Source organism: Streptomyces sp. NBC_00490 (assembly GCF_036013645.1).
Taxonomy (GTDB): domain Bacteria; phylum Actinomycetota; class Actinomycetes; order Streptomycetales; family Streptomycetaceae; genus Streptomyces; species Streptomyces canus_F.
This window is the reverse complement of sequence record NZ_CP107869.1, coordinates 4,201,564-4,226,110: the sequence shown is the minus strand read 5'-3', so window position 1 is coordinate 4,226,110 and position 24,547 is coordinate 4,201,564. Positions and strand designations below refer to the sequence as shown.

General features: G+C 69.3%; 21 protein-coding genes and 1 tRNA gene. 6 read left to right on the top strand and 16 right to left on the bottom strand.

Going from position 1 to position 24,547, the window contains the following annotated elements; translation table 11 throughout:
* The first annotated feature begins 70 nt into the window (after window positions 1–70).
* Window positions 71–1,543, top strand: coding sequence for a glycoside hydrolase family 18 protein (locus OG381_RS19005; protein ID WP_327717280.1), 1,473 nt, complete (start codon window positions 71–73; stop codon window positions 1,541–1,543).
* 85 nt (window positions 1,544–1,628) lie between these two features.
* Here OG381_RS19005 and OG381_RS19000 read toward each other — a convergent pair whose 3' ends face one another.
* From OG381_RS19000 to OG381_RS18985, 4 genes are all read right to left on the bottom strand, one after another.
* Window positions 1,629–3,068: a GH1 family beta-glucosidase gene (locus tag OG381_RS19000; RefSeq protein ID WP_327717279.1), complete on the bottom strand. Its 1,440-nt coding sequence runs from the start codon at window positions 3,066–3,068 to the stop codon at window positions 1,629–1,631.
* A gap of 97 nt (window positions 3,069–3,165) precedes the next feature.
* Window positions 3,166–4,071 (bottom strand): carbohydrate ABC transporter permease, encoded by a 906-nt coding sequence (locus OG381_RS18995; RefSeq protein WP_327717278.1) that lies wholly within the window; start codon window positions 4,069–4,071, stop codon window positions 3,166–3,168.
* An 11-nt stretch (window positions 4,072–4,082) separates the two neighbouring features.
* Window positions 4,083–5,093 carry a carbohydrate ABC transporter permease gene (locus OG381_RS18990; protein WP_327717277.1) on the bottom strand — a complete coding sequence of 337 codons (1,011 nt, stop codon included), beginning with the start codon at window positions 5,091–5,093 and terminating at the stop codon, window positions 4,083–4,085.
* 5 nt (window positions 5,094–5,098) lie between these two features.
* Window positions 5,099–6,418 (bottom strand): ABC transporter substrate-binding protein, encoded by a 1,320-nt coding sequence (locus tag OG381_RS18985; protein WP_327717276.1) that lies wholly within the window; start codon window positions 6,416–6,418, stop codon window positions 5,099–5,101.
* A gap of 392 nt (window positions 6,419–6,810) precedes the next feature.
* Here OG381_RS18985 and OG381_RS18980 point away from each other — a divergent pair, with 392 nt between their 5' ends.
* Entirely contained in the window at window positions 6,811–7,866 is a 1,056-nt protein-coding gene (locus OG381_RS18980) for a LacI family DNA-binding transcriptional regulator (protein ID WP_327717275.1), read from the top strand.
* A 45-nt stretch (window positions 7,867–7,911) separates the two neighbouring features.
* Here OG381_RS18980 and OG381_RS18975 read toward each other — a convergent pair whose 3' ends face one another.
* From OG381_RS18975 to OG381_RS18955, 5 genes are all read right to left on the bottom strand, one after another.
* Complete coding sequence (locus tag OG381_RS18975; RefSeq protein WP_327717274.1) at window positions 7,912–8,412, bottom strand: GNAT family N-acetyltransferase; 501 nt, start codon at window positions 8,410–8,412, stop codon at window positions 7,912–7,914.
* A 65-nt stretch (window positions 8,413–8,477) separates the two neighbouring features.
* Window positions 8,478–8,550: transfer RNA gene (locus OG381_RS18970), tRNA-His, on the bottom strand.
* 116 nt (window positions 8,551–8,666) lie between these two features.
* Window positions 8,667–9,269 (bottom strand): oligoribonuclease, encoded by a 603-nt coding sequence (gene orn / locus OG381_RS18965; RefSeq protein WP_327717273.1) that lies wholly within the window; start codon window positions 9,267–9,269, stop codon window positions 8,667–8,669.
* A gap of 118 nt (window positions 9,270–9,387) precedes the next feature.
* Complete coding sequence (locus OG381_RS18960; RefSeq protein ID WP_327717272.1) at window positions 9,388–10,581, bottom strand: helix-turn-helix domain-containing protein; 1,194 nt, start codon at window positions 10,579–10,581, stop codon at window positions 9,388–9,390.
* A gap of 377 nt (window positions 10,582–10,958) precedes the next feature.
* Window positions 10,959–11,264 (bottom strand): hypothetical protein, encoded by a 306-nt coding sequence (locus OG381_RS18955; protein ID WP_327717271.1) that lies wholly within the window; start codon window positions 11,262–11,264, stop codon window positions 10,959–10,961.
* Window positions 11,265–11,573: 309 nt separating this feature from the next.
* On the opposite strand from OG381_RS18955, the gene OG381_RS18950 reads away from it, so the two are divergent.
* A complete protein-coding gene (locus OG381_RS18950; RefSeq protein ID WP_046260901.1) occupies window positions 11,574–12,101 on the top strand; it encodes a universal stress protein in 528 nt (175 codons plus the stop codon).
* A gap of 160 nt (window positions 12,102–12,261) precedes the next feature.
* A complete protein-coding gene (locus tag OG381_RS18945; RefSeq protein ID WP_327717270.1) occupies window positions 12,262–12,819 on the top strand; it encodes a GPR1/FUN34/YaaH family transporter in 558 nt (185 codons plus the stop codon).
* 149 nt (window positions 12,820–12,968) lie between these two features.
* Here OG381_RS18945 and glmS read toward each other — a convergent pair whose 3' ends face one another.
* Entirely contained in the window at window positions 12,969–14,786 is a 1,818-nt protein-coding gene (gene glmS, locus OG381_RS18940; protein WP_327717269.1) for a glutamine--fructose-6-phosphate transaminase (isomerizing), read from the bottom strand.
* A 41-nt stretch (window positions 14,787–14,827) separates the two neighbouring features.
* A complete protein-coding gene (locus OG381_RS18935; protein ID WP_046260898.1) occupies window positions 14,828–15,085 on the bottom strand; it encodes a hypothetical protein in 258 nt (85 codons plus the stop codon).
* Window positions 15,086–15,259: 174 nt separating this feature from the next.
* On the opposite strand from OG381_RS18935, the gene OG381_RS18930 reads away from it, so the two are divergent.
* Window positions 15,260–16,828: a purple acid phosphatase family protein gene (locus OG381_RS18930; RefSeq protein ID WP_327722500.1), complete on the top strand. Its 1,569-nt coding sequence runs from the start codon at window positions 15,260–15,262 to the stop codon at window positions 16,826–16,828.
* A 44-nt stretch (window positions 16,829–16,872) separates the two neighbouring features.
* On the opposite strand, the gene OG381_RS18925 is transcribed toward OG381_RS18930, so the two are convergent.
* On the bottom strand, window positions 16,873–17,757 hold the full coding sequence (locus OG381_RS18925; protein ID WP_327717268.1) for a DUF4429 domain-containing protein: 885 nt from the start codon (window positions 17,755–17,757) through the stop codon (window positions 16,873–16,875).
* A gap of 134 nt (window positions 17,758–17,891) precedes the next feature.
* Between OG381_RS18925 and OG381_RS18920 the strand changes: the two genes are divergently transcribed.
* Complete coding sequence (locus OG381_RS18920) at window positions 17,892–19,463, top strand: beta-N-acetylhexosaminidase (protein WP_327717267.1); 1,572 nt, start codon at window positions 17,892–17,894, stop codon at window positions 19,461–19,463.
* Between the two features lie 52 nt (window positions 19,464–19,515).
* Here OG381_RS18920 and OG381_RS18915 read toward each other — a convergent pair whose 3' ends face one another.
* Genes OG381_RS18915 through desA form a run of 4 tightly spaced genes read right to left on the bottom strand, consistent with a single transcriptional unit; the run spans window position 19,516 to window position 24,530 of the window.
* The gene (locus OG381_RS18915; protein WP_327717266.1) at window positions 19,516–21,288 is read right to left on the bottom strand and encodes an IucA/IucC family protein; all 1,773 of its coding nucleotides are present in this window, start codon (window positions 21,286–21,288) and stop codon (window positions 19,516–19,518) included.
* Window positions 21,285–21,830, bottom strand: a complete 546-nt coding sequence (locus OG381_RS18910; protein WP_327717265.1) for a GNAT family N-acetyltransferase — start codon at window positions 21,828–21,830, stop codon at window positions 21,285–21,287. Before OG381_RS18910 ends, OG381_RS18915 begins: the two co-directional genes overlap by 4 nt.
* Window positions 21,827–23,104, bottom strand: coding sequence for a lysine N(6)-hydroxylase/L-ornithine N(5)-oxygenase family protein (locus tag OG381_RS18905; RefSeq protein ID WP_327717264.1), 1,278 nt, complete (start codon window positions 23,102–23,104; stop codon window positions 21,827–21,829). The genes OG381_RS18910 and OG381_RS18905 overlap by 4 nt, the downstream gene beginning before the upstream one ends.
* Window positions 23,088–24,530 carry a lysine decarboxylase DesA gene (desA, locus tag OG381_RS18900; RefSeq protein ID WP_327717263.1) on the bottom strand — a complete coding sequence of 481 codons (1,443 nt, stop codon included), beginning with the start codon at window positions 24,528–24,530 and terminating at the stop codon, window positions 23,088–23,090. The genes OG381_RS18905 and desA overlap by 17 nt, the downstream gene beginning before the upstream one ends.
* Between the last annotated feature and the right edge of the window lie 17 nt (window positions 24,531–24,547).

The following is a 24,547-nucleotide window of genomic DNA, read 5'->3' as shown; positions in this document are numbered from 1 at the left end:
CCTTTTGCCCGATTCGAGCTCGCTAGCGTGCTGCCGCACCCCACCCCCGAACCACGAAGGCAGGCACGTCATGAGCACGCACCGGCGCAAGGTGAGCGGCAGAAACAAGGTGATCGCCGGGGCCGTCGCCGCGGCCGTGGTGGGCGGCGGCGCGATCCTGCTCACCGGTACGGCTCAGGCGGCCGGGGTCGGCGCCGCGTACACCAGGACCAGTGACTGGTCGACCGGCTACACCGCGCAGTACGTCGTGACGAACAACAGCGGGGAGACCGAGAAGGACTGGACGCTGGAGTTCGACCTGCCGACCGGGTCCCGGCTGAGCTCCCTCTGGAACGCCGAGTCCGGCGTCAGCGGACAGCACGTCACCGTGCGGCCGGCCAAGTGGGACACCGATGGCCTGGCCCCCGGCAAGTCCGTCACCGTCGGCTTCGTCGTCAACGGCACCGGCGACCCGGCCGGTTGTCGCATCGACGACGCCGCGTGCTCCGCCGACGGCGGTGCCACGCCGGAGCCCACCGGCCGCCCGACCGGGACGGCGACCCCGTCCCCCACGGCCACCCCGACGCCGACGGCGACCAGCACCCCCACGCCGACCAGCACCCCCACGGCCACCGCGTCCCCCTCGACCAGCAGTGGCACCGGCACCACGACGAGCGCCGGCTTCGCCCCCTACGTCGACACCTCCCTCTACCCGGCCTTCGACCTGGTCGCCGCCGCCGCGGCCACCGGCGTCAAGGACTACAACCTCGCCTTCGTCACCGACGGCGGCGGCTGCACCCCGAAGTGGGGCGGCGTGACCGACCTCGCGAGCGACGCCGTCGCCGCCCAGATCGGCGCGCTGCGGGCCAAGGGCGGCGACGTCCGGGTGTCGTTCGGCGGCGCGGCGGGCTCGGAGCTGGCGACGACCTGCTCGTCGGCGGCCGCGCTGGCGACGGCGTACGAGAAGGCCGTGGCCGCCTACGACCTCACCAAGGTCGACTTCGACGTCGAGGGCGGCGCGCTGCCCGACACCGCGGCGAACACGCGCCGCGCACAGGCCATCGCCGAACTCCAGAAGGACCACCCGGACCTGGACGTCTCCTTCACCCTCCCGGTGATGCCGGAGGGCCTGACCCAGGCGGGCGTGGACCTGCTCGCCGACGCCAGGAAGAACGGCGTCGACATCACCACCGTCAACATCATGGCGATGGACTACGGCCCGGCCTACAGCGGCGACATGGGCACCTACGCCGAACAGGCCGCCACCGCCACCCAGGCCCAGGTCAAGAGCGTGCTGGGCCTCTCCGACAGCGCCGCCTGGAAGGCCGTGGCCGTCACCCCGATGATCGGCGTCAACGACGTCACCACCGAGATCTTCACGGTCGACGACGCCACCCAGCTGGTGAACTTCGCCAAGTCCAAGGGGATCGGCTGGCTGTCCATGTGGTCGGCCACCCGCGACAAGCAGTGCGCGGGCGGCGCAAAGAACTACGCCGACGCCACCTGCAGCTCGATCCTCCAGGACCAGCACGCGTTCTCGAAGGCGTTCGCGGCCTACAACTGACGCCCCCCACGGGCCGGGGCGCGGCATCCCCCTCGGATGCCGCGCCCCTCCCCCGGTTTCCCCCGAGGTGGTGGTGGGGCCGCCCCTACTCGGCCACCGCCACCGGCGGAAGCGTTCCGGTGCGGGCCGCCTGCCCGTACCAGAGCGCACTGGACTTCGGCGTACGCTCGAGGGTCGTGTAGTCGACGTAGACCGCGCCGAAGCGCTTCTCGTAGCCGTACGCCCACTCGAAGTTGTCCATCAGGGACCACAGGTAGTAACCGCGCACGTCCGCGCCGTCCGAGACCGCGCGGCGGACCGCGGCCAGGTGGCCGTGGAGGTAGGAGATGCGCTCCGGGTCGTGGACGCGGCCGTCGGGGTCGGGCTTGTCGTCGTAGGCCGCGCCGTTCTCCGTGATGTACAGCGGCAGGCCCGGGGCCTCACGCGTGTAGCGCATGATCAGCTCGTGCAGGCCGGTCGGGTCGATCGACCAGCCCATCTCCGTGCGCTCGCCCGGAGTCTGGTGGAAGGCGACGTCGTCCGCGCCCGGCCACGGGGAGAACTCGCTGGACCCGTGGCCGTCCGCGCGCGGACCGCTCAGATCGTTGTCCGCCGCCGACACCAGCGCCGGCGTGTAGTAGTTGAGGCCCAGCGCGTCCAGCGGCTGGTTGATCGCCCGCAGGTCGCCGTCCTCGACGTAGGACCAGTCCGTGATCAGCTCCGTCGCCGCGAACAGCGACTCCGGGTACGCCCCGTGCAGTATCGGGCCGTGGAAGACACCGTTGGCCAGGTCGTCGATCTTCCGGGCCGCCGCCAGGTCCGCGGGGTCCTGCGAAACCGGGCGCACCACCGAGGAGTTGAGGCTCAGCGCCACCGAGTTGCGGGCCGGCATCGCCGCCCGCAGGGCCGAAGTGGCCAGCCCGTGCGCCAGGTTCAGGTGATGGGCCGCCTTCAGCGAGGCCGCCGGGTCGGTGCGACCGGGGGCGTGCACGCCGGACGCGTAGCCCAGGAAGGCGCTGCACCAGGGCTCGTTGAGGGTGATCCACTGCTCCACCCGGTCGCCGAGCGCCTCACCGACGATCTGCGCGTACTCGGCGAAACGGTAGGCCGTGTCACGCTCCGGCCAGCCGCCCGCGTCCTCCAGCTCCTGCGGCAGATCCCAGTGGTAGAGCGTCACGGCCGGCTTGATGCCCTTGTCCAGCAGCTCGTCCACCAGACGGCGGTAGAAGTCCAGGCCCACCTGGACCGCCGGGCCCCGGCCCGTCGGCTGCACCCGCGACCAGGAGATCGAGAAGCGGTACGCGTTCAGGCCGAGGTCCGCCATCATCGCCACGTCGTCGCGGTAGCGGTGGTAGTGGTCGACAGCGATGTCACCGTGCTCGCCGCCGGCGGTCTTGCCGGGCGTATGGCTGAAGGTGTCCCAGATCGAGGGCGTACGGCCGCCCTCCCGCACCGCCCCCTCGATCTGGTACGCCGAGGTCGCGGCGCCCCAGAGGAAGGCGGGGGGAAAGGTCACCGGGGTCGCCGGCGTAGCGGGCTCAGGCATGGAAGCGCTCCCATTGGAGGTCGTGGAGACCGACGGGTAGATGGGGGGAAGGGAAGGGGCCGAGGCGGCGATGACCCGGCCCCCGGGAAAGCGGAGGTCAGCCCTTGACGGCGCCCTGCATGATGCCGCCGACGATCTGCTTGCCGAAGATCGCGAACACGATCAGCAGCGGCAGCGTGCCGAGCAGTGCGCCGGCCATGATCAGGGACTGGTCCGGGGTGTAGCCGCGGCCCAGGCCCGCCACCGCGACCTGCACGGTCGGGTTGCCGTTCTGGGTCAGGACCAGGAAGGGCCACAGGAAGTCGTTCCACGTCTGCACGAACATCAGCATGCCCAGCACGGCCATCGCGGGGCGCGCCGCCGGGAACACGACGTGCCAGATCACGCGCCAGCTGCTCGCGCCGTCCACCCGGGCCGCCTCGATGATCTCGTCGGGCAGCGCCTGGATCAGGTACTGCCGCATGAAGAACACACCGAACGCGCTGACCAGCGAGGGCAGGATCACCGCCTGCAGCTGGTCGGACCAGTCGAGCTTGGCGACCATCATGTACAGCGGGATCACGCTCAGCTGCGGCGGCACCATCATCGTGCCGATCACGATCAGCATCATGGCGCCACGGCCCTTGAAGCGCAGCTTGGCGAAGGCGAACCCGGCGATCGTCGACAGGACGACGATGGTGATCGCCGAAATCCCCGCCACGAACGTGGTGTTGATGAACGCCTCGCCCAGGTTGGCGTCGGTCCAGGCGAGTTCGAGCTTGTCGAACAGTCCCGAACCGAACCAGAACGGCGGCGGGTTCTGCGCCAGGCGCTGGTTGTCGCGCGAGGCGGCGATCGCCGTCCACACCAGCGGGAACAGCGAGCCGACGGTGAACAGGGCGAGGATCACATAAGCGATCGGCCCGGCGTGCAGGGTGCCGCCCGCACGGGCGGCCTTGGGACGTCGTACCCGCTTCTTCTCCTTGGGGGGAGTGTCGGAGGGCGGAGTCAATGTCGTCGTCACGGCCGGTTCTCCTAACTACTGGCGCGCAGCCGGCGCGAGATGACGTAGTTGACGATCCCGATGACGATGAGGATCAGGAACATCGTCCACGCGATCGCGGAGGCGCGGCCCAGGTGTTGGTTGACCCAGCCCTGCTCGTACAGGTACAGGCCGAGCGTCTGGAACTGGTGCTGGGATCCGCCGGAGGCCCCCTTGCTGGCGTCGAACAGCAGCGGTTCGCCGAAGAGCTGGGAGGCGCCGATGGTGGAGACGACCACCGTGAACAGGATCGTCGGCCGCAGCGCGGGCAGCGTCACATGCAGGAACTGCCGCCAGCGGTTGGCCCCGTCCAGGGCGGCGGACTCGTACAGGTCCTGCGGGATCGCCTGCATCGCCGCCAGATAGATCAGCGCGTTGTAGCCGGTCCAGCGCCAGATGACGATCGAGGAGACCGCGATCTGCGAGGCCCACTTGTCGTTCTGCCAGTCGATGTTGTCGATGCCGACCTGGTTCAGCGCCCAGTTGATCATGCCGTAGTCACGGCCGAAGAGCAGGACGAAGACGAGGGAGGCGGCGGCGATCGACGTCGCGTACGGGGCGAGCATCGCGACCCGGTAGAAGGTCGAGGCGCGCAGCTTGTAGTTGAGGATGTGCGCGAGGCCCATCGCCATCAGCAGCTGCGGCACCGTCGAGATGATCCCGATGGTCAGCGTGTTCTTCGCCGCGTTCCAGAAGAAGTCGTCGTCGAAGATCCGCGTGTAGTTCCTGAAGCCCACCCAGTTCATGTCGGTGGGCGCGGTCAGCTCCACCTGGTGCAGCGAGGCCCAGCCGGTGTAGATCAGCGGGAACAGGCCGAACGCCAGGAAGAGCAGGAAGAACGGCGAGACGAAGGCGTACGGGCTCCAGCGCATGTCGCGCTGCCAGCGCCGCGACAGCCGGGCCCGGCGGCGCTCGTCGTCCGAGGGCCCCGCGGGCGGGCGGGCCGGGGCCGCGCCCCCCTCCTTGGTGGGGGGCGCGGCGGCGGTTTCGTGCCCAGTGGTCATACGGGTCACTGGTCCAGGTTGTTGTCGATGGTCTTCACGGCGTTCTCCCAGGCATCCTTGGCGGACTTGCCCTGGGTCACCAGGATGACGCCGTTGTCGGTCAGACCCTGCTGGATGATCTGGTCCTTCGGGCCGATCGTCTGGACCGGGATGTTCTTGGCGGCCTCGGCGAAGATCGTGCCGATCGGAGCGTCACCGGTCATGTCGTTCTTGGCGCTCTTGACCTCGGTCGAGTCGTACGCGGCCGGGGTGCTCGGGAAGCTGCCCTGGACGCCGAAGAGCTTGGCCTGCTGCGCGGGTGCGGTCAGCCAGGCGGCCAGCTTCGCGGCCTCCTCGGTGTTCTTGCCGGACTTGGGCACGGTCAGGAAGGACCCGCCCCAGTTGCCGGACTTCGGCGCCTGGGCGATGTCCCACTTGCCGGCCGCGTCGGGCTTCGACTTGCCCTTGATGTAGCCGAGCATCCACGGCGGGCAGGACATCGCGGCGAACTTGCTGTTGGCGATCGTGGTGTCCCACGCCGGCTGGAACTGCGTCTGGTTGCCGATCAGTCCGTCCTCGGCGGCCTGGGCCGTGAGGTCGAAGGCGTCCTTGACGGCCGGGTTCGACTTGTAGATGACCTTGCCGGAAGCGTCGTAGAACCGCTCCTTCTCACCGCTGACGATCGCCTGCAGCAGACCGCCGGGGGAGTCCAGGAAGGTGGTGCCCTTGGGGCCCTTCGCCTTGTACTGCTTGCCGACGTCGACGAGCTTGTTCCAGTCACCGGCCCACAGCTTGCCGACCTCCTCGCGGTCGGTGGGCAGACCGGCCGCCTTGAACAGGTCGGTGCGGTAGCAGATGGCCATCGGGCCGATGTCGGTGCCGACACCGACGGTCGCGCCGTCCTTGGTGGTGGCCTGCTCCCACTTCCACTCCAGGTAGTCGCTCTTCTTGCCGTACTTCGACAGGTCGAGCAGCTTGTCGGACTGGGTCCCGACGATCTCGGCGATGTTGCCGACCTCGACCATCTGGATGTCCTGGAGACCACTGTTGGTGGTGAGGTGGTTGATCAGCGCCGGGTAGTAGTTCTCGTTGCGCTCGACGACGGTCTGCTGGATGTCGACGTCCGGGTGGAGCTTCTCGTACTCCTTGTACAGGCCGGACTCCTCGAAGCCGGCGGTGCCGAAGAGGCCGAGCGTGATCTTGGTCTTGCCGCCGCCCCCGGACGACGAACCTCCCTCGTCTTTCTTACCGTCGTCGGCACAGCCGGCCAGCAGCCCGGCGCCCAGCGACGCTACGGCCGCGAGGACCACCACCCTGCGACGGGCGGTTCGGGTACGTGCTCGCATTGAGTCCTCCTGTTGCCCTGACGTGCCGACCCCCCGGCCAACTGCATTGTTGGGCCCGTTAGTTCTCGCGGCGGCTCGGGCGGGGAACGTGCGGGATGTGTATGTGTCAGGTACTGTGGGAGCGCTCCCATCAGTGATGAGTTGAAGAGTCGTCGGTCTTGGCGGGGGTGTCAAGGGAGTCGGCGAGGAGATATGTCTTCAGTTATCGGCCTGTTAACTAACTCGGGGGTCGCAGACCGGCCGACCCTTTTCGGCCTGCCCGGTATGTGAGGGCGAGGCCCTCCGGGTCGACGCGGAGGTCTGGGGGCGGCAGTCCCCAGAGACGCTCACTGTGCTGGACGGGACTGTTACATTCCAGGCCAGCGTCCACATACGGCGGGAAGGCGGAGCCCATGGCAACCCACGGAGCGCGTGGCCGGAGCGGTGGCCGGCCGACCCTCGAAGAGGTGGCCGCGCGTGCCGGAGTCGGCCGCGGGACGGTCTCCCGGGTGATCAACGGCTCGCCCCGGGTCAGTGACGCGACCCGCGCGGCGGTGGAGGCGGCGGTCGCGGAGCTCGGCTACGTCCCGAACACGGCGGCGCGCGCCCTGGCGGCCAACCGGACGGACGCGATCGCGCTGGTCGTCCCCGAGCCGGAGACCCGGTTCTTCGCCGAACCGTACTTCTCGGACATGCTGAAGGGCGTCGCGGCCGAGCTCTCCGACACGGAGATGCAGCTGCTGCTGATTTTCGCGGGCAACGACCGTGAAAGGCAGCGCCTGGCCCAGTACTTGGCGGCGCACCGCGTGGACGGGGTGCTGCTGGTCTCGGTGCACGCGGACGACCCGCTGCCGGATCTGCTGGCCCAGCTGGAGATACCGTCGGTGATCAGCGGTCCGCGCTCGGCCGCGGAAACGCTCCCCTCGGTGGACTCGGACAACTACGGCGGCGCCCGGCAGGCGGTGGAACACCTGCTGTCCCGCGGTCGCACCCGCATAGCGCACATCACCGGACGCCTCGATGTGTACGGTGCCCAGCGCCGTATCGACGGTTACCGGGACGCGCTGCGCGAGGCGGGCCTGGAGGCGAACGGGAACCTGATCGAAGCCGGTGACTTCTCGGAGGAGGGCGGCACCCGAGCGATGGCCGCGCTGCTGGCCCGCGTTCCCGACCTGGACGCGGTCTTCGCCGCCTCGGACGTCACGGCGGCCGGCGCCCGCCAGGCACTGCGCGAGGCGGGCCGCCGCATCCCCGACGACGTCGCCCTCGTCGGCTACGACGACTCCGCCATCGCCCGCCACATGGACCCGCCCCTCACCAGCGTCCGCCAGCCCATCGCCGAGATGGGCCGCCACATGATCGACCTCCTCCTCACCGAGATCGCGGACCGCCGTCCGGCGGTGTCACGGGGGCTGGAGAGACGCCAGGTGGTGCTGGCCACGGAGCTGGTGGAGCGTACGTCGTCGTAGGGCGCCCGCCAACCCCGCGGGAACGCAAGGCGGTTGGCGGTCCGCTCAGTCGCTCAGCGACAGGCGCCAGAGCGTCTCGCCGTCGTGCTGTTCGTCGGTGGGGAGCAGACCCGCCGCTGCGGCGACCGCCGCCGACGCGGAGTGGTCGGGGTGGATGTGGGCCGTGACGGTCCGGACGTAATGACGGACCAGCCACGTCACCAGCCCCCGGGCCGCCTCCGAGGCCAGGCCCTGGCCCTGCCAGGGGGTGCCGACGATCCAGGCGATCTCCGCCTCGTGCTTCCCCGTGACCGTGGCCTGGACGGTGCCGATGAGGGTGTCGTCCGCGTGCCGGCGCAGGACCCAGTTGAGCCAGGAGACGGCCGGGTCGGGGGAACCGGCGACCAGACGTTCGTAACGCGCTCGCAGCTCCTCGACGGTCAGGGGTGTTCCGCCGATGAAGGTGTGCAGGGCCGGGTCGGCGAGTACGGCCGACATCTCCCCGGCGTGGTCCACGCGCAGGGGGAGGAGGTCCAGACGGGCCGTGCGGATGAGTTCGGTGTGCACGCGGGCTCCCGGGAAAACGAACCAGCCGGTGACCTCTGTATCAAGGTCACCGGCTGATTACTCAGGGTGAGTGACGGGACTTGAACCCGCGACTTCCTGGACCACAACCAGGTGCTCTACCAGCTGAGCTACACCCACCACGACCGGCTTTACTGCTTTCAGGTTTCCCTGACCGGCCGAGAAAAAGTGTACAGGGTCCGAAGGGGTGCTCGTGCACGCCTTTTACGGCGCCCCTTCGGCGGACCCTCACGCACCTATTGAGCGGGCAGGACGTACTTCGCGGCGATCGTCCTGGCGGTGTCCGAGTCGGGGCCGGGCTGCGGCACGAACACGGCCTCGCGGTAGTAGCGCAGCTCCGCGATGGACTCGCGGATGTCGGCGAGGGCGCGGTGGTTGCCGTTCTTCTCCGGGCTGTTGAAGTAGGCCCGGGGGTACCAGCGCCGGGCCAGCTCCTTCACCGAGGAGACGTCGACGATCCGGTAGTGGAGGTAGTCCTCCAGCGTCGGCATGTCCCGGAGCAGGAAGCCGCGGTCGGTGCCCACGGAGTTGCCGCACAGGGGGGCCTTGCCGGCCTCCTTGACGTGTTCCCGGATGTAGGAGAGGACCTGCTCCTCGGCCTCGGCCAGCGTCGTGCCGCCGGCGAGCTCGTCGAGGAGCCCGGACGCGGTGTGCATCTGACGCACCACCTCCGGCATCGTCTCCAGCGCCCGGTCCGGCGGTCGGATGACGATGTCCACTCCTTCGCCGAGTACGTTCAGCTCGGAGTCGGTGACGAGGGCGGCAACCTCGATGAGCGCGTCGTCGGACAGCGAGAGGCCGGTCATCTCGCAGTCGATCCACACCATGCGATCGTTCATGCGACCACCCTAAAGCTGACGTCGCCTTTTAGGGGCCCGGCGGTGCGGCGGACCTGAGCACACGCCCGAACGCCGGGCGGGACGAGTCGCTCGTCCCGCCCGGCGTTCCGGTACGTCGTTACGATCCGCTGCGCTGTCCCGGCAGGCTCGCCGACAGCTGGGTCGCCGGGCCCATCGAGCTCGCCGCCGCCGTACGCCGGGTCTGGAGCGGGACCGGGCCGCCCTCCGGGTGGAGAACGGGTGCCGGGCCCACCGGACCCGCCGCTGCGTCGCTCTCGGCCGGCCTGTCGCTCTGCGGACGCCGCGCCCGGTACGCCGCGCGGTACGCCGCCGGCGACGAGCCCAGCTGACGGCGGAAGTGCCCGCGCAGCGCCACCGGCGAACGGAAGCCGCAGCGCCCCGCGACCTCGTCGACCGAGTAGTCCGACGTCTCCAGCAGCCGCTGCGCCTGGAGCACCCGCTGGGTGATCAGCCACTGCAGCGGCGCACTGCCGGTGAGTGAGCGGAAGCGGCGGTCGAACGTCCGGCGGCTCATGTAGGCGCGCGCGGCGAGCGTCTCCACGTCGAACTGCTCGTGGAGGTGCTCCAGCGCCCAGGCGACGACCTCGGCGAGCGGGTCGGCGCCGATCTCCTCAGGTAAAGACCTGTCGAGATAGCGCTCCTGACCGCCGGAGCGGCGCGGCGGGACCACCAGACGCCGGGCCAGCGCGCCCGCCGCCTCGTTGCCGTGGTCCGTCCGCACGATGTGGAGACAGAGATCGATTCCGGCCGCCGTACCGGCTGATGTCAGTACGTCGCCGTCGTCGACGAACAGTTCGCGTGGATCCACGTGCACCGACGGATAGCGCTTGGCCAGCGTCGGTGCGTACATCCAGTGTGTTGTCGCGGGGCGGCCGTCCAGCAGGCCCGCCGCCGCGAGGACGAAGGCGCCGGTGCACAGCCCGACGATGCGGGCGCCCTCTTCGTGCGCCCGGCGCAGTGCGTCGAGCGCGTCCTCCGGCGGTGGTGAGGTGATCGAACGCCAGGCCGGCACGACGACCGTGCCTGCCCGTGAGATCGCCTCCAGGCCATGTGGCGCGGTGAGTTCCAGGCCCCCTGTGGTCCGCAGCGGGCCTTCCTCGCCGCCGCACACCAATAGGCGGTAGCGCGGCACGCCGGCGTCCTGGCGGTCAATCCCGAACACCGACAGCGGTATGGAACTCTCGAAGATGGGGCCGCCGCTGAACAGCAGCACCGCGACGATCTCCTTGCGGCGTCGCCCGGAAAGCTTCCGGGCCGCGGCTTCCGGCGCGGCAGTGGAGTCGTGGCTCATACTGCTAAGCCCCCCTCGGTGGTCGCGGCTCCTCGGTTGTGTCGCTCCTGCACGTTTCCCCTCGGTCCTGCACGAGTCCCCCGCCGTAAGACGTCAAGATCGAATCTACTGTGTCCAATGGTGCCGGGGTGACCAGTTCGGCAACCGGCACATTGTCGACATGGCAACTTGGCGTGAAGCATTCGATCACGAAGCGTTGCACTCACGGGCCGTGCAGGGAAGTGCGCCTCGTCGTAGTGGCCAATCCACGTAGGGTGCGGGGGGCCCTGAAGACCCTTTCCGTGCAGGTCGAACGGGGGGTGGGGGGTACGAGCGGCAACGGATGCGCGGTGGCCGGAAGTTGGCTGAAAAGATACGGGTCCGTGCGCGGAAACCGGTCAAGCGCCCGGTGAGTTTCCCCCAGTGTGACGACCGCCTCGATGGGTCCCGCTTCCGGTCCTGTGATGACGGCCACGATGGGGCGCGCGTTCCTCGGCGAGCAGCCGGGCCGCACCGCGCTCGGACTGGCGCAGCAGCACCCGGCAGGCGGCCGTGACGGCGGCCAGACCGAGGGCCGTGCCCGCCGCGCCGGCGAGCGAGGTGCCGTACCAGAGAAGGACCACGGGGACGAGGACGCAGCTGAACACCGCCCAGCGGACCACGTCCGTGGCGGAGTCCTCGGAGGGGGGTCGGTGTCCGGACATGCGTTGCTCCCTGGGGCGTGACTGCCGGGTTCAACGCGTGTTCGAGCGGTCGGTCACTGCGCGTACGGCCGTCAGGACCCACGGCGGCGTGAATCCTGTGCAAACCGCCTGTACAGCGCAGCAACCATTGCGTTACGGGCGCCCCCTCGTGCATGCTCCCTGGAACCCCCACCGACCGTGCGCGGGATCTGGGCTAAGGAGGCGTGCCGCCGTACCCTTGGGGGTATGGGGTTGGGAAGATGATTCCCGGACACAGCTCCGCCGCACACTGTCGTTCCTCTCAAAAAGGATCACAACGCCGAGACAGCCATGGCCGGTCACGAATTCTTTGAACCCGCGGACCGCAAGCGGCCCGTCGCCGACCCCACGGCGGCCGAGCCCCTGGCGGCGGAAGAGCCACGCCATTCCTGCGACCCCGCCTTCAAGCACGGCGTAGTGGTCGGTTTCGACGGCTCCACGTCCAGTGAGCGCGCGCTCGCGTACTCCATCGGCATGGCCCATCGCTCCGGCTCGGGCCTGATCATCGTCCACGTCGCCAACCGGCTGCCCACCACCGTGTGGGCCGGCTGCGAGCCGCCGGTCTTCGTCGACGTGCCGGACCATCGCACCGAGGTGCTCGGACTCGAGCTCGCCTGTGCGGACTATCTCGCCGAGGTGCCGTGGATCCTCGTCGAGCGGGGCGGCGACATCTGCCATGAACTCGAAGAGGTCGGGCGCGAGTACGAGGCGGACGCGATCGTCGTCGGCTCCACGCACGGGCTCGTCGGGCGGATCTTCGGGTCCGTCGCGGGGCGGCTCGCCAAGCGTGCGAAGCGTCCTGTCGTCGTGATTCCGTAACTCGTCGTCGTCCCTGGTGGGATGCGCCGGAGGAACAGTCCCCGCCCTTTCGAACTCCCTTGTGCAGCGCATAAATCTACTCGCGCGTAGAGGTGTTTGTGCCCTTGTGAAGGGCATATATCGCACATCGCGCAACCGCACAGCATGAAGGGAGCCCGCCGTGGACAATGACGTCTCCGCGGGAGCAACCACCACCGTCGTCGGCCGACTCGCCCTCGGGATCACCCTCCTGGCGTTCGGCCTCGGCCACACCGACGTGATCGACGGCGTGACAGCCGCTGACGCGGTGTCAATCGCCCAGTACGTGGGCGGAATCGCCCTCTTCGTCGCGGGCCTCATGGCCTTCCGCGACCGTGACACCGCCAACGGCACCGCCTTCGCGGCGCTGGGTGCGCTGTGGTTCACCTGGGCCGTCTCGGACGCCGGTTCCGCCAACGCGGCCGGGCTGTTCCTCACGCTCTTCGCCCTCGTGGCGCTGTCTCTCACCCTCGCGGGCGGGGACCAACTCGGGCAGGGCGCCTACGGGTTGTTCTTCGTGGCGCTGGTGCTCATGGCCATCGCCCAGTTCGCCGGCAACGACGGGCTCACCAAGGTGGGTGGATGGTTCGCCGTCGCCGCGGGTGCGGTGGCCTGGTATGCGGCGACCGCGGCGATGGCTCACTGGCCGACGGTGCTTCCTCGACGTGCTGCCGGCCGGGGGGTGACGGCCACCGGCTAAGTGGCAGCCGACGCCGGGGTATTGGGCGGCCCCGGCGATGAAAACGGACCCCCCACGTGCGGTGGCACACGTGGGGGGTCCGTTTTGTTGTCTGGCCTGTGCGGGAGCGTTGTGGTTGCCCGCGCAGTTCCCCGCGCCCCTAAAAACCTCTACTCCACCGTCACGGACTTGGCGAGGTTCCTCGGCTTGTCGATGTCCCTGCCCAGTACCAAAGCCGTGTGGTAGGCGAGGAGTTGGAGCGGGATGCCGAGGAGGATCGGGTCCAGTTCGTCCTCGTTCTTCGGGACGACGATCGTGTGGTCGGCCTTCTCCTGGTCCTGGTGGGCGACCGCGAGGATCTTGCCGCTGCGGGCCTTGATCTCCTCCATGGCGGCGCGGTTCTTCTCCAGGAGGTCGTCGTCGGGGACGATCGCGACCGTGGGGAGGGCGGGCTCGATCAGGGCCAGGGGGCCGTGCTTGAGCTCGGAGGCGGGGTAGGCCTCGGCGTGGATGTACGAGACCTCCTTGAGCTTCAGGGAGGCCTCACGGGCCACCGGGTAGCCCCGGACCCGGCCGATGAAGAGCATCGAGCGGGCGTCCGCGTACTGCTCGGCCAGCTTCTTGATCTCCGCCTCGTTGTCGAGGATCTCGGTGATCTGCTCCGGCAGCTTGCGCAGGCCCTCGATGATGCGCTTGCCGTCGCGGACCGAGAGGTCACGGGTGCGGCCCAGGTGGAGCGCCAGCAGGGCGAAGGCGACCGTGGTGTTGGTGAAGCACTTCGTGGAGACCACGCAGACCTCGGGGCCCGCGTGGACGTAGATGCCGGCGTCCGCCTCGCGGGCGATCGCCGAGCCGACCACGTTCACCACACCGAAGACCCGCGCGCCCTTGCGCTTCAGCTCCTGGACCGCGGCGAGGACGTCGTACGTCTCACCCGACTGGGAGACCGCCACGTACAGCGTCTCGGGGTCCACGACCGCGTTGCGGTAGCGGAACTCGGACGCCGGCTCGGCGTCCGCGGGGATGCGGGCCAGCTCCTCGATCATCTGGGCGCCGATCATGCCCGCGTGGTACGAGGTGCCGCAGCCGAGGATCTTCACCCGGCGGATCTGGCGGGCCTCCCGGGCGTCCAGGTTGAGGCCGCCGAGGTGCACGGTGGAGAAGCGGTCGTCGATGCGGCCGCGCAGCACGCGGTCCACGGCGTCGGCCTGCTCGTGGATCTCCTTGTGCATGTACGTGTCGTGGCCGCCCATGTCGTAGGAGGCGGCCTCCCACTCGACGGTGGTGGGCTCCGACGTCGTACGGGTGCCCTCCGTCGTGTAGGTGCGGAAGTCGTCGGCCTTGAGCGTGGCCATCTCGCCGTCGTCCAGCGTCACTATCTGCCGCGTGTGGGTGACCAGGGCGGCGATGTCCGAGGCGACGAACATCTCCTTCTCGCCGATGCCGAGGACGACCGGGGAGCCGTTGCGCGCCACGACGATGCGGTCGTTGAAGTCGGCGTGCATCACCGCGATGCCGTACGTGCCCTCGATGACCCGCAGCGTCTCGCGGACCTTGTCCTCGAGCTTCTCGGCCTGGGAGCGGGCGATGAGGTGGACGAGGACCTCGGTGTCGGTCTCGGAGAGGAACTCGACGCCGTCCGCCTCCAGCTTGCGGCGCAGGTCGGAGGCGTTGTCGATGATCCCGTTGTGGACCACGGCGACCTTGAGGTCGGCCGACATGTGCGGGTGGGCGTTCACATCGGAGGGGGCGCCGTGGGTGGCCCAGCGGGTGTGGGCGATACCGGTCGTGCCCTTGAAGCGCGCCGGGACCTTGGCCTCCAGGTCACGGACCCGGCCCTTGGCCTTGACCATCTTCAGGCCCGCCGTCTTCGGGGACGTGACGACGATGCCCGCCGAGTCGTAGCCGCGGTACTCCAGGCGCTGAAGGCCCTCCAGGAGGAGGGGGGCCACATCGCGCTTTCCGATGTATCCGACGATTCCGCACATATATATGTATTCCGTTCCTCGGCTGTTGCGACTCAGCCGTCTCAGCCGTAGACGATGCGGCGCAGCTGCCTGAGCGTAAGCTCCGGCGGCGCTACCGCCCGGTATTTCAAGTCCGCCTCGACCCGTTCGAAGATCTGCGCGTTCACCAGACCCTGGGCCTGGAGTTCGCGGTGGCGGCGACGGACGTAGTCCTCGGTCGTCTCGTCGAAGTAGGCGAGCACGTCCTGGATCACCCGCAGCGCCTCGCCCCGCTGGAGGGGCGTGGAGCGCGTCAGATGATCAACAAGTTCGTCGTGCACCCGGTAGATCCTGAAGGACAGGCACGGGTTTCGCAAGAATCCTGCCCGATTTCGGGCAAGAGGCTGTTCGGACACTTAGAACACTTATGGGCTGCCCATGGGAGTCCGTTGGCCGGCTGTTCCCCGGGCCGATGTGTCCGACCAGCAGCTTGTGGAGCCATGGACATTCCTCGTATGGGCGTACCCGAGCAGCTCGCCGAGCGCATGAGCATGGCCGAGCAGCACGAGTACCTGCGCACCAGATTCTCCCGGCGCACGATGATCAGAGGCGGCGCCGTCACCCTGGGCGCCGTCGCGGGCGGCGTGTTCGTGCCGGGCGCCACCGCACAGGCCACACCCCTGGCCACCCCGTCGGCCACGCCGCGCACCGAGACGGTCGACGGTTCCCTCGTCGCCCCCTTCGGCCGCCACCTCGCCTTCGGCGCCGACCCGCGCACCGAGCTCACCGTCTCCTGGCAGGTCCCGGTCCCCGTCAAGAAGCCCTTCCTCCGCATCGGCGTCCACCCCTGGGACCTCTCCCGCAAGATCGAGGCCGAGGTCCGCACCCTCTACACACCGGCCGGCGTCGGGGCGAGCGGCGATCACACGCAGTACTACGTGCACGCCGAGCTGAGCCGGCTCAAGCCTGGCCGGACGTACTACTACGGCGTCGGCCACCAGGGCTTCGACCCCGCCGAGCCGCACCTCCTGGGCACCCTCGGCACCTTCACCACCGCCCCCGCGCACAAGAAGCCGTTCACCTTCACCGCCTTCGGTGACGAGGGCGTCGGCTACCACGGCCTTGCCAACAACAGCCTGCTCCTCGGCCAGAACCCCGCCTTCCACCTCCACGCCGGCGACATCGCGTACGCCGACCCGGCGGGCCAGGGCAAGACCGCCGACACCGGCTTCGACTCGCGCGTGTGGGACCAGTTCCTGGCCCAGACCGAGTCCGTCGCCAAGTCCGTGCCGTGGATGCCGGCGTACGGCAACCACGACATGGAGGCCTGGTACTCGCCCAACGGCTACGGCGGCGAGGAGGCCCGCTGGAACCTTCCCGCCAACGGACCCGACGCCAAGAACCTCCCCGGCGTCTACTCCTTCGTCTACGGCAACACCGCGGTCATCTCGCTCGACGCCAACGACATCTCGTACGAGATCCCGGCCAACCTCGGCCTCTCCGGTGGCACCCAGACCACGTGGCTGGAGGCGCAGCTCAGGAAGTTCCGGGCGGCGCACGACATCGACTTCGTCGTGGTCTTCTTCCACCACTGCGCCTACTGCACCTCCACCGCGCACGCCTCGGAGGGGGGTGTGCGCCAGGAGTGGGTGCCGCTGTTCGAGAAGTACACCGTGGACCTGGTCATCAACGGCCACAACCACCAGTACGAGCGCACCGACGTCATCAAGGGGGGCGAGGTCGCCAAGAAGCTGCCGGTCGGCGGCACGGCGTACCCCGAGAGCGAGGGCGTGGTGTACGTGACGGCGGGCGCGGCGGGCCGCAGCCTGTACGCGTTCAGCGCGGCGGAGTCCTACGAGGGGCACGAGAACGAGGTCGAGTCCGTCGCCTCGTTCATCAACACCAAGGACGGCAAGCAGAACGAGACCGTCACCTGGTCCCGGGTGCGCTACCTCGACTACTCGTTCCTGCGCGTCGACGTCACGCCCGCGGCCAGGGGCCGGACGGCCACGCTGACGGTACGCGGCATCGCCGAGACGGGCGAGGAGGTCGACCGCTTCACGGTGGCCCGCAAGGCCAAGTAGCTCGGGGGCCGTGGGGCCCGTGGAGTCCCTGGGGCCCGTGGGGATCACATCCGCTTGAGGACCGCCTGTTTGGCCAGCGTGAACTCCTCGTCCGTCAGCACACCCGTGCGGCGCAGCTCGCCGAGCTCGCGCAGGCGGCGCAGGAGGGCGTCGTGGTCGTCCTCGGCGGACCCGACCGGAGCGGAGGGCAGTTCCGGTCGTCCCTCGCGTACGTCCGTGGCGGTCGCCCTGGCCGGGTGCGGGAGCCGGGCCTGGACGGCCGCCGCGATGAGGGCCATCAGCGGGTCCTTCTTGAAGCCCCACAGCTCCACCGAGTTGGGGTCGTACTTCGGGGGCGCCTTGGTCGGCGCGTTCTTCACGCTGAAGCGCAGACAGCCGTTCTCCAGGCCGACCGCCGGGAGCCACTCCACGCCGTCGAGGTCGGTGACGGCGAGGGTGCGGATGCCGGCGGCGGCCTTGGCGTCCTCCGTCTTCCAGTTCCACTCCAGCCGGACACGCTCGCCGTCGAAGCTCGCGGTGCCGTCCCCGGCGGACACGGACAGCGGGACGGCCGGGCCCGGCAGCAGGTACCCGGCGACCGGCGCGGCCGGGACCTGGTCGAGCAGCAGGGCGTTCCTGACCTCGTCCACGAAGTACTCGGCGACGCCGTAGCGGTCGGACTCGACGATCAGCTGGTACGGGTCGTTGGGCTCGGTCAGCCGGCCGCCGGTGGCGTGCAGCAGCGGGTCCGCGCCGTCCCGCAGCCGTAACCTGAGCCGCCCGGCCTTGCGGCCCTGCTCGAACGAGACGCCCGCCAACGCGCCCAGCGGGACGACCAGTTCACCCAGGGTCTTGCGGAACAGGCTGACGTTCTTGTCGCGCCCCGGGGTCAGCCGCAGGGCGTCGCCGTCGAAGGTCCAGGTGCCGTCCTTCTGGATGATTTCCGCCATGGGCAAAGTCTGGCATTCCCGCCGTGACGGGGCTGGGCGTCTGGGCTGCCGACGGGCCGCATGGCAAGGTGGTCTCTACCAATTCAGGGTGAAGGGAGCCACATGTGAGACCGCACCACAGACCAACTCCCCGTATGGCCCGACTGCTCGGCTCGTTGCTGCTGATGGCGACCGCGGGCACCTTCGTCGCGGGAGCGGCGCCCGCCCCCGAGGCGGAGACGGCCGGGCCGCTCGGCGAGGTCGTCCCGGCGCCCGCCTCGGTCGAGCCGGGCGGATCGCCGTACCGCATCACCCGCGCCACCCGCATCCGCGTCGACGACTCCGGTGCGGTCCGCCGGATCGGCGAGTACGTGGCGGACGTGCTGCGCCCCTCGACCGGCTATCCGCTGCCGGTCACCTCCCGCGGCAAGGGCGGCATCCAACTGCGGCTGGCCAAGGGGTCGTTCGGCGCCGAGGGCTACCGCCTCGACAGCGGCGCCAAGGGCGTCACCATCACCGCCGCCCAGCCCGCGGGGCTCTTCCACGGCGTCCAGACCCTGCGTCAGCTCCTCCCGGCCGCCGTCGAGAAGGACTCGGTGCAGCCGGGCCCGTGGCTGGTGGCCGGCGGCACGATCAAGGACACCCCGCGCTACGGCTGGCGCGGCGCGATGCTGGACGTGTCCCGGCACTTCTTCACCGTCGACCAGGTCAAGCGGTACGTCGACCAACTCGCCCTGTACAAGGTCAACAAGCTGCACCTGCACCTCAGCGACGACCAGGGCTGGCGGATCGCCGTCGACTCCTGGCCGCGCCTTGCGACCCACGGTGGCTCCACCCAGGTCGGCGGCGGGCCCGGCGGCTTCTACACGAAGGCCGACTACCGGGAGATCGTCCGGTACGCCGCCTCCCGCTATCTGGAGGTCGTCCCCGAGATCGACATGCCGGGCCACACCAACGCGGCCCTCGCCTCCTACGCCGAGCTCAACTGCGACGGCGTCGCGCCGCCGCTGTACACCGGCACCGAGGTCGGCTTCAGCTCGCTGTGTGTGGCGAAGGAGATCACGTACGACTTCGTGGACGACGTGATTCGGGAGCTCGCCGCGCTCACACCGGGCCGGTATCTGCACATCGGCGGGGACGAGGCGCACTCCACGAGCCACGAGGACTACGTGAAGTTCATGGACCGGGTGCAGCCGGTCGTCGCCGAGTACGGCAAGACCGTGGTGGGCTGGCACCAGCTGACCGGGGCGACGCCCGCGAAGGGGGCGGTGGCTCAGTACTGGGGGCTCGACGACACGAGCGCCGAGGAGAAGGAGCGGGTCGCGGCGGCCGCGCGCAACGGGACCGGGATCGTGCTGTCGCCCGCCGACCGGATCTACCTCGACATGAAGTACACGGCGGACACCCCGCTGGGGCTGGACTGGGCCGGTCTGGTCGAGGTGCAGCGGTCGTACGACTGGGACCCCGGCAGCTACCTTCCGGGCGTGCCCGCTTCGGCCGTCCGCGGGGTCGAGGCACCGATGTGGACGGAGACGCTCACGAACTCCGCGGACATCGAGTACATGGCCTTCCCGAGGCTGGCGGGGGCGGCGGAGCTGGGGTGGTCGCCGGCGGCCACGCACGACTGGGACCGGTACAAGGTGCGGCTCGCGGCGCAGGGGCCGCGGTGGGAGGCGCTGGGGATCGACTACTACAGGTCGCCCCAAGTTCCCTGGCCCGCACGGTAGACGCGGACGGGCGCCCGGGGGACCGTACCCCGGGCGCCCGCCTGTCTGCGGGTCAGAACCCGGCGATCGGGTTCTTCAGGTTGCCGACGAGCTGCAGTGCGCCCGCCGGGTCGGCCAGGTCCACCATCTGCTTGTTGTTGCGCAGCTGGAGCCGGTTGAGGCAGGACAGCGCGAACTCCGGGGCGAACATGTCGTACTGCCGGAACTTGTCGGCCAGTTCGGGCAGCGAGGCCTGGTACTCGCGGGTGATGTCCGCGACCGTCCGCCAGAAGTCGTCCTCCGCCACGATTCCCTCGGCGGCGAGGTTCGCGGCGAGGAAGCGGAAGAAGCAGTCGAAGACGTCCGTGAAGATCGAGAGGAGTTTCTTGTCCTCCGGCACGTCCACCCGCAGCCGCTCGACCGCCGGCGGCAGGACCGCGTCGACGTCCATGACCGCGATCTCCTCGGCGATGTCCTTGTAGATCGCGCGCTCCACGACGCCGTCCTTCAGGACCAGGATCACGTTCTCGCCGTGCGGCATGTAGACCAGGTCGTAGGCGTAGAAGCTGTGCAGCAGCGGGGTGAAGTACGCCGTCAGATAGCGGCGCAGCCACTGGGTGGGCGCCAGGCCCGACTGCTCGATCAGGGCGCCCGCGAAGGACTTCCCCTCGTGGTCGACGTGGACCAGGGAGGCCATCGTCGCCAGCGACTCGCCGCCCTGGAGGGTGCCCACCGGGCCCTCCCGCCACAGGGCCGCCAGCATCTTGCGGTACGGCGAGTAGCGGTCGGTCGCCGCCTCGTACTCCAGGTGCCGGTAGCCGACGGCCGCGCGCTCACGGATGACCGACAGGCCCGTCGACTTCAACACGGGGTCGTTGTCGATGAGTTGGGCCAGCCAGTCGTTGATCGCCGGGGTCGCCTCCATGTACGCGGCCGACAGTCCGCGCATGAAGCCCATGTTGATGACGGACAGGGCCGTCTTCACGTAGTGCTTCTCGGGGTGCGAGGTGTTGAAGAAGGTCCGGATGGACTGCTGGGCCAGGTACTCGTCGTCGCCCTCACCGAGGCAGACCAGGTGCCGGCGGGCGACCTCGGCGGCGAAGGTGACGGAGAGCTTGTTCCACCACTGCCAGGGGTGGACGGGGATGAAGAGGTAGTCGGCCGGGTCGAGGCCCTCGGCGGTGAGCTTCTCGTGGAAGCGCTCGACCGTCTGAGCGCCCAACTCGTCCCGTACGAAGGACTCGTACTCGATCCCGACACCCGCCGTGAACGCGGCGCGCGAGCGGTGTGCGGCCAGCCACACCAGGCGGACCGGGTTCGCCGTCTCCGGGGCGTACGACAGGTACTCGTGGATGCCGAAGCCGAGCCGTCCGTTGTTGGCGACGAAGCAGGGGTGGCCCTCGGTCATGCCGGTCTCGATGGCCTGGAAGTCCGCGCGGACGAGTTCGGCGACCGGGATCTGCGGCTTGGTGAGCTTGTAGCAGGTGCCGGAGAGGGTGGAGGAGATCTCCTCCAGATAGACCGGCAGGATCTCGTCGCTCAGGCCCAGCGACTTCTTCAGCTCGATGAAGAAGTCCAGCGCGGCGAGGGGGCGGTCGACGCCGTCTCGGTGACGGGAGATCGAGTCGGCGTCGACCTGCCAGTGGTCGAGGGCGCGGCGCGTGGCGGTGAACCCGTAGCGGGTCAGACCGTCGTCGCTGCGGACCTCGAAGCGGCCGTCGGCGGTGGCCTCCGGCGTGATGAGCCGCTCGTGGGCGAACTCGGCGAGGGCCTTGCGGATGAGGAGGCGGTTGGCCTGCTCCCAGCGCTCGGGGGAGAGGTGGGCGACCGAGTCGGCGAGGGTCATGCCGTCACCGCCGTCGCCGCCAAGAACTGCTCCCGGGTGCAGAAGCTCAGCAGGGCCGTTTTCTCCGGCTTCTGGATCTCCCGCTCGGGGACGAACCCGACGGCCTCGTTGAGGGCGTGGACGGCCTTGTTGGAGACGTCCGGCTCGACGACGACGCGTTCCACGGCGGGGTCCTCGAAGAGGTGGGCCATCACGGCGGTGATGACGGACCGGGTGAAGCCGTGGACCGGGGTGTCGGTCGCGGGGGTGAGGAAGTGCATGCCGACGTCGCCGGGCCGCGGGTCGTACAGGCCGACCAGTTCGCGGTGGGCGGGGTCGTACTTCTCCATGAGGAAGGCGGGGGCGCCGTACGCGTCGAGGCCCAGCAGCGCGTGGTGGTGCTCGTCGGCGGCGATCTCCATGTACGCGCGCTCGACGTCCTCCAGTTTCGCGTCCTGCATCATCCAGAACGCGGCCTTGGGGTGGGTGACCCAGCCGTGCAGCAGCTCGGCGTCCTTGAGCGGGTCGAGCGGGCGGAAGGCGAAGGTGTGGGGGGTGGTCATACGGAGAACTCCTGGAACGCGATGGTCTTCTCGACCGGGTAGTACTCGGTGCCGAGCAGCTCACGGATGATGTAGGCGTTGCGGTACGCGCCCATGCCCAGGTCGGGCGAGGTGATGCTGTGGGTGTGCACACCGGCGTTCTGCAGGAACACGCCGCGGCCCGTGGTGTCGATCGAGTAGTTGCGGGCGACGTCGAAGTTGCCCTGGGTGTCGTAGCGCAGCCGGTCCTTGACGGGGGCCAGGAACTCCGGCTCGGCGTACTTGTAGCCGGTCGCCAGGACCAGGCCCTGCGTCTGCAGGTCGTAGTCCTTCTCCTGCTCCTCCTGGCGGAAGGAGAGGGTGTACGTGCCGTTTTCGTAAGTTGCGCTGTTCAGCGAGGAGTTGGTGAGCAGCCGGGTGGGGACGGGCCCGCCGAGGTTCTTCTGGTAGAGCAGGTCGAAGATCTCGTTGATGAGATCGCCGTCGATGCCCTTGAACAGGCCCTTCTGCTGGGCCGTGAGCCGGTAGCGGGTGGCTTCCGGCAGCTCGCGGTAGTAGTCGATGTACTCCGGGGAGGTCATCTCCAGCGTGAGCTTGGTGTATTCGAGGGGGAAGAAGCGGGGGGAGCGCGTCACCCAGTTCAGCCGGTAACCGTGGACGTCGATCTCGGAGAGGAGGTCGTAGTAGATCTCGGCGGCGGACTGGCCGGAGCCGACGATCGTGATCGAGTCCTTCTTCTGGAGCTCCGCCTTGTTCTGCATATAGCGGGAGTTGTGGAAGAAGTCGCCGCCGAGGCTCTGGACGGCGTCCGGGTAGTGCGGCGAGGTGCCGGTGCCGAGGACGAGCCGGCGGGCGCGGTAGGTGTCGCCGGCCGTGGTCCTCACGACATACAGGTCGTTCTCGTACGTGACGTTCGCGACCGTCGTGCTGAAGCGGACGCTGGTCAGCTTGTTCGCGGCCCAGCGGCAGTAGTCGTCGTACTCGACGCGCAGCGGGTAGAAGTTCTCGCGGATGTAGAACGAGTACAGCCGACCCTTCTCCTTCAGGTAGTTCAGGAAGGAGTACGGCGAGGTCGGGTCCGCCAGCGTCACCAGGTCCGACATGAACGGCGTCTGGAGGTGGGCGCCTTCGAGGAACATGCCGGCGTGCCACTCGAAGTCGGGCTTCGACTCCAGGAAGACACCGTCGAGTTCGTCGATGGGCTCGGTCAGACAGGCGAGGCCGAGGTTGAACGGGCCGAGCCCGATGCCCACGAAGTCATGGGTTTGTGTCGGGTTTTCAGGACGCGCGGTCAAGGGACTCTCCCAGGTACTGCTCGGCGTGGCCGGCTATCAGGTCGAGGACGGCGGCGATGTCGTCGGTCGTCGTCTCGGGGTTGAGCAGGGTGAACTTCAGGTAGTGGCGGCCCTGGACCTTGGTGCCCGCGACGACCGCGTCCCCGGAGGCGAACAGGGCCTTGCGGGCGTACAGGTTGGCGCGGTCGATCTCGGCCGGGTCGGTCACGGCGGCGGGGATGTAGCGGAAGACGAGGGTGGAGAGGGTGGGCTCGACGACCACGTCGTAGCGCGGGTCGGCGGCGAGGAGCCGCCAGCCGTCGACGGCCAGGTCGCACACCTCGTCGAAGAGCTGGCCGATGCCGTCGGCGCCCATCACCCGCAGGGTCATCCACAGCTTGAGGGCGTCGAAGCGGCGGGTGGTCTGCAGGGACTTGTCGACCTGGTTGGGGATGCGCTCGGTGACCATACGGCGGGGGTTCAGATACTCCGCGTGGTAGGTCGCGTGGCGCAGGGTGGCCGCGTCCCGGACCAGCACGGCGGACGAACTCACCGGCTGGAAGAAGGACTTGTGGTAGTCGACGGTGACCGAGTCGGCGCGCTCGATGCCGTCGATGCGGCCGCGGTACTTCACGGACGCGAGCAGTCCGCAGCCGTAGGCGGCGTCGACGTGCATCCAGGTGTTGTACTGCTCGCACAGCTCGGCGATCTCGGGCAGCGGGTCGATGGAGCCGAAGTCGGTGGTGCCGGCGGTGGCGACGACGGCCATGGGGACGAGGCCGTCCGCCTTGCAGCGCTCCAGCTCGTGGGCGAGCGCGACGGTCTGCAGGCGCTTGTTCTGGTCGACCGGGATGGTGACCACGGCGTCCTGGTCGAGGCCCAGCAGTTTCGCGGACTTCTTCACGCTGAAGTGGCTGACCTCGGAGGCGAAGATGCGCAGTTTCGCGAAGGAGTCGGTCTTGGCCTCCTCGCGGGCCAGGAGCAGGGCCTGGAGGTTGGACTGGGAGCCGCCGGAGGTGAAGACGCCGTCGGCGTTCGGGCCGAGGCCGATCCGCGCGTTCGTCCAGTCGATCAGTTTGCGCTCGATGAGGGTGCCGCCGGCCGACTGGTCCCAGGTGTCCAGGGAGGAGTTGACCGCGGAGAGGATCGCCTCGCCGAGCACCGCCGGTATGACGACCGGGCAGTTGAGGTGGGCGAGGTAGCGCGGGTGGTGGAAGTAGACCGCGTCGCGGAGGTAGACGTCCTCCAGCTCGTCGAGGGCCGCGGCGGTGTCGAGCAGCGGCTTGTCGAGGTCGATCGCGTCGATCGTCGGGGCGAGGGCGTCGACGGTGACACCCGTGAACGGACGGTCGGTGGCGGCGAGTTTGGCTGCCACCCGCTCTACTCCTTCGGTCACGGAGCGGCGGTACTGCTCCGCGGTCGTGTCATTGAGCAGGTGCGAGCGCATGGTGGGGGTCCTCCGGG

Excerpts from the sequence above, each read along its gene's own strand:
- OG381_RS18910 (WP_327717265.1), bottom strand. The coding sequence starts at position 21,830 with ATGACCACCCCCCACACCTTCGCCTTCCGCCCGCTCGACCCGCTCAAG.
- OG381_RS18985 (WP_327717276.1), bottom strand. The coding sequence starts at position 6,418 with ATGCGAGCACGTACCCGAACCGCCCGTCGCAGGGTGGTGGTCCTCGCG.
- OG381_RS18990 (WP_327717277.1), bottom strand. The coding sequence starts at position 5,093 with ATGACCACTGGGCACGAAACCGCCGCCGCGCCCCCCACCAAGGAGGGG.
- OG381_RS18980 (WP_327717275.1), top strand. The coding sequence starts at position 6,811 with ATGGCAACCCACGGAGCGCGTGGCCGGAGCGGTGGCCGGCCGACCCTC.
- OG381_RS18920 (WP_327717267.1), top strand. The coding sequence starts at position 17,892 with ATGGCCCGACTGCTCGGCTCGTTGCTGCTGATGGCGACCGCGGGCACC.
- OG381_RS19005 (WP_327717280.1), top strand. The coding sequence starts at position 71 with ATGAGCACGCACCGGCGCAAGGTGAGCGGCAGAAACAAGGTGATCGCC.
- OG381_RS19000 (WP_327717279.1), bottom strand. The coding sequence starts at position 3,068 with ATGCCTGAGCCCGCTACGCCGGCGACCCCGGTGACCTTTCCCCCCGCC.
- orn (WP_327717273.1), bottom strand. The coding sequence starts at position 9,269 with ATGAACGATCGCATGGTGTGGATCGACTGCGAGATGACCGGCCTCTCG.
- OG381_RS18950 (WP_046260901.1), top strand. The coding sequence starts at position 11,574 with ATGGCCGGTCACGAATTCTTTGAACCCGCGGACCGCAAGCGGCCCGTC.
- OG381_RS18925 (WP_327717268.1), bottom strand. The coding sequence starts at position 17,757 with ATGGCGGAAATCATCCAGAAGGACGGCACCTGGACCTTCGACGGCGAC.
- OG381_RS18930 (WP_327722500.1), top strand. The coding sequence starts at position 15,260 with ATGGGCGTACCCGAGCAGCTCGCCGAGCGCATGAGCATGGCCGAGCAG.
- OG381_RS18960 (WP_327717272.1), bottom strand. The coding sequence starts at position 10,581 with ATGAGCCACGACTCCACTGCCGCGCCGGAAGCCGCGGCCCGGAAGCTT.
- OG381_RS18955 (WP_327717271.1), bottom strand. The coding sequence starts at position 11,264 with ATGTCCGGACACCGACCCCCCTCCGAGGACTCCGCCACGGACGTGGTC.
- desA (WP_327717263.1), bottom strand. The coding sequence starts at position 24,530 with ATGCGCTCGCACCTGCTCAATGACACGACCGCGGAGCAGTACCGCCGC.
- glmS (WP_327717269.1), bottom strand. The coding sequence starts at position 14,786 with ATGTGCGGAATCGTCGGATACATCGGAAAGCGCGATGTGGCCCCCCTC.
- OG381_RS18915 (WP_327717266.1), bottom strand. The coding sequence starts at position 21,288 with ATGACCCTCGCCGACTCGGTCGCCCACCTCTCCCCCGAGCGCTGGGAG.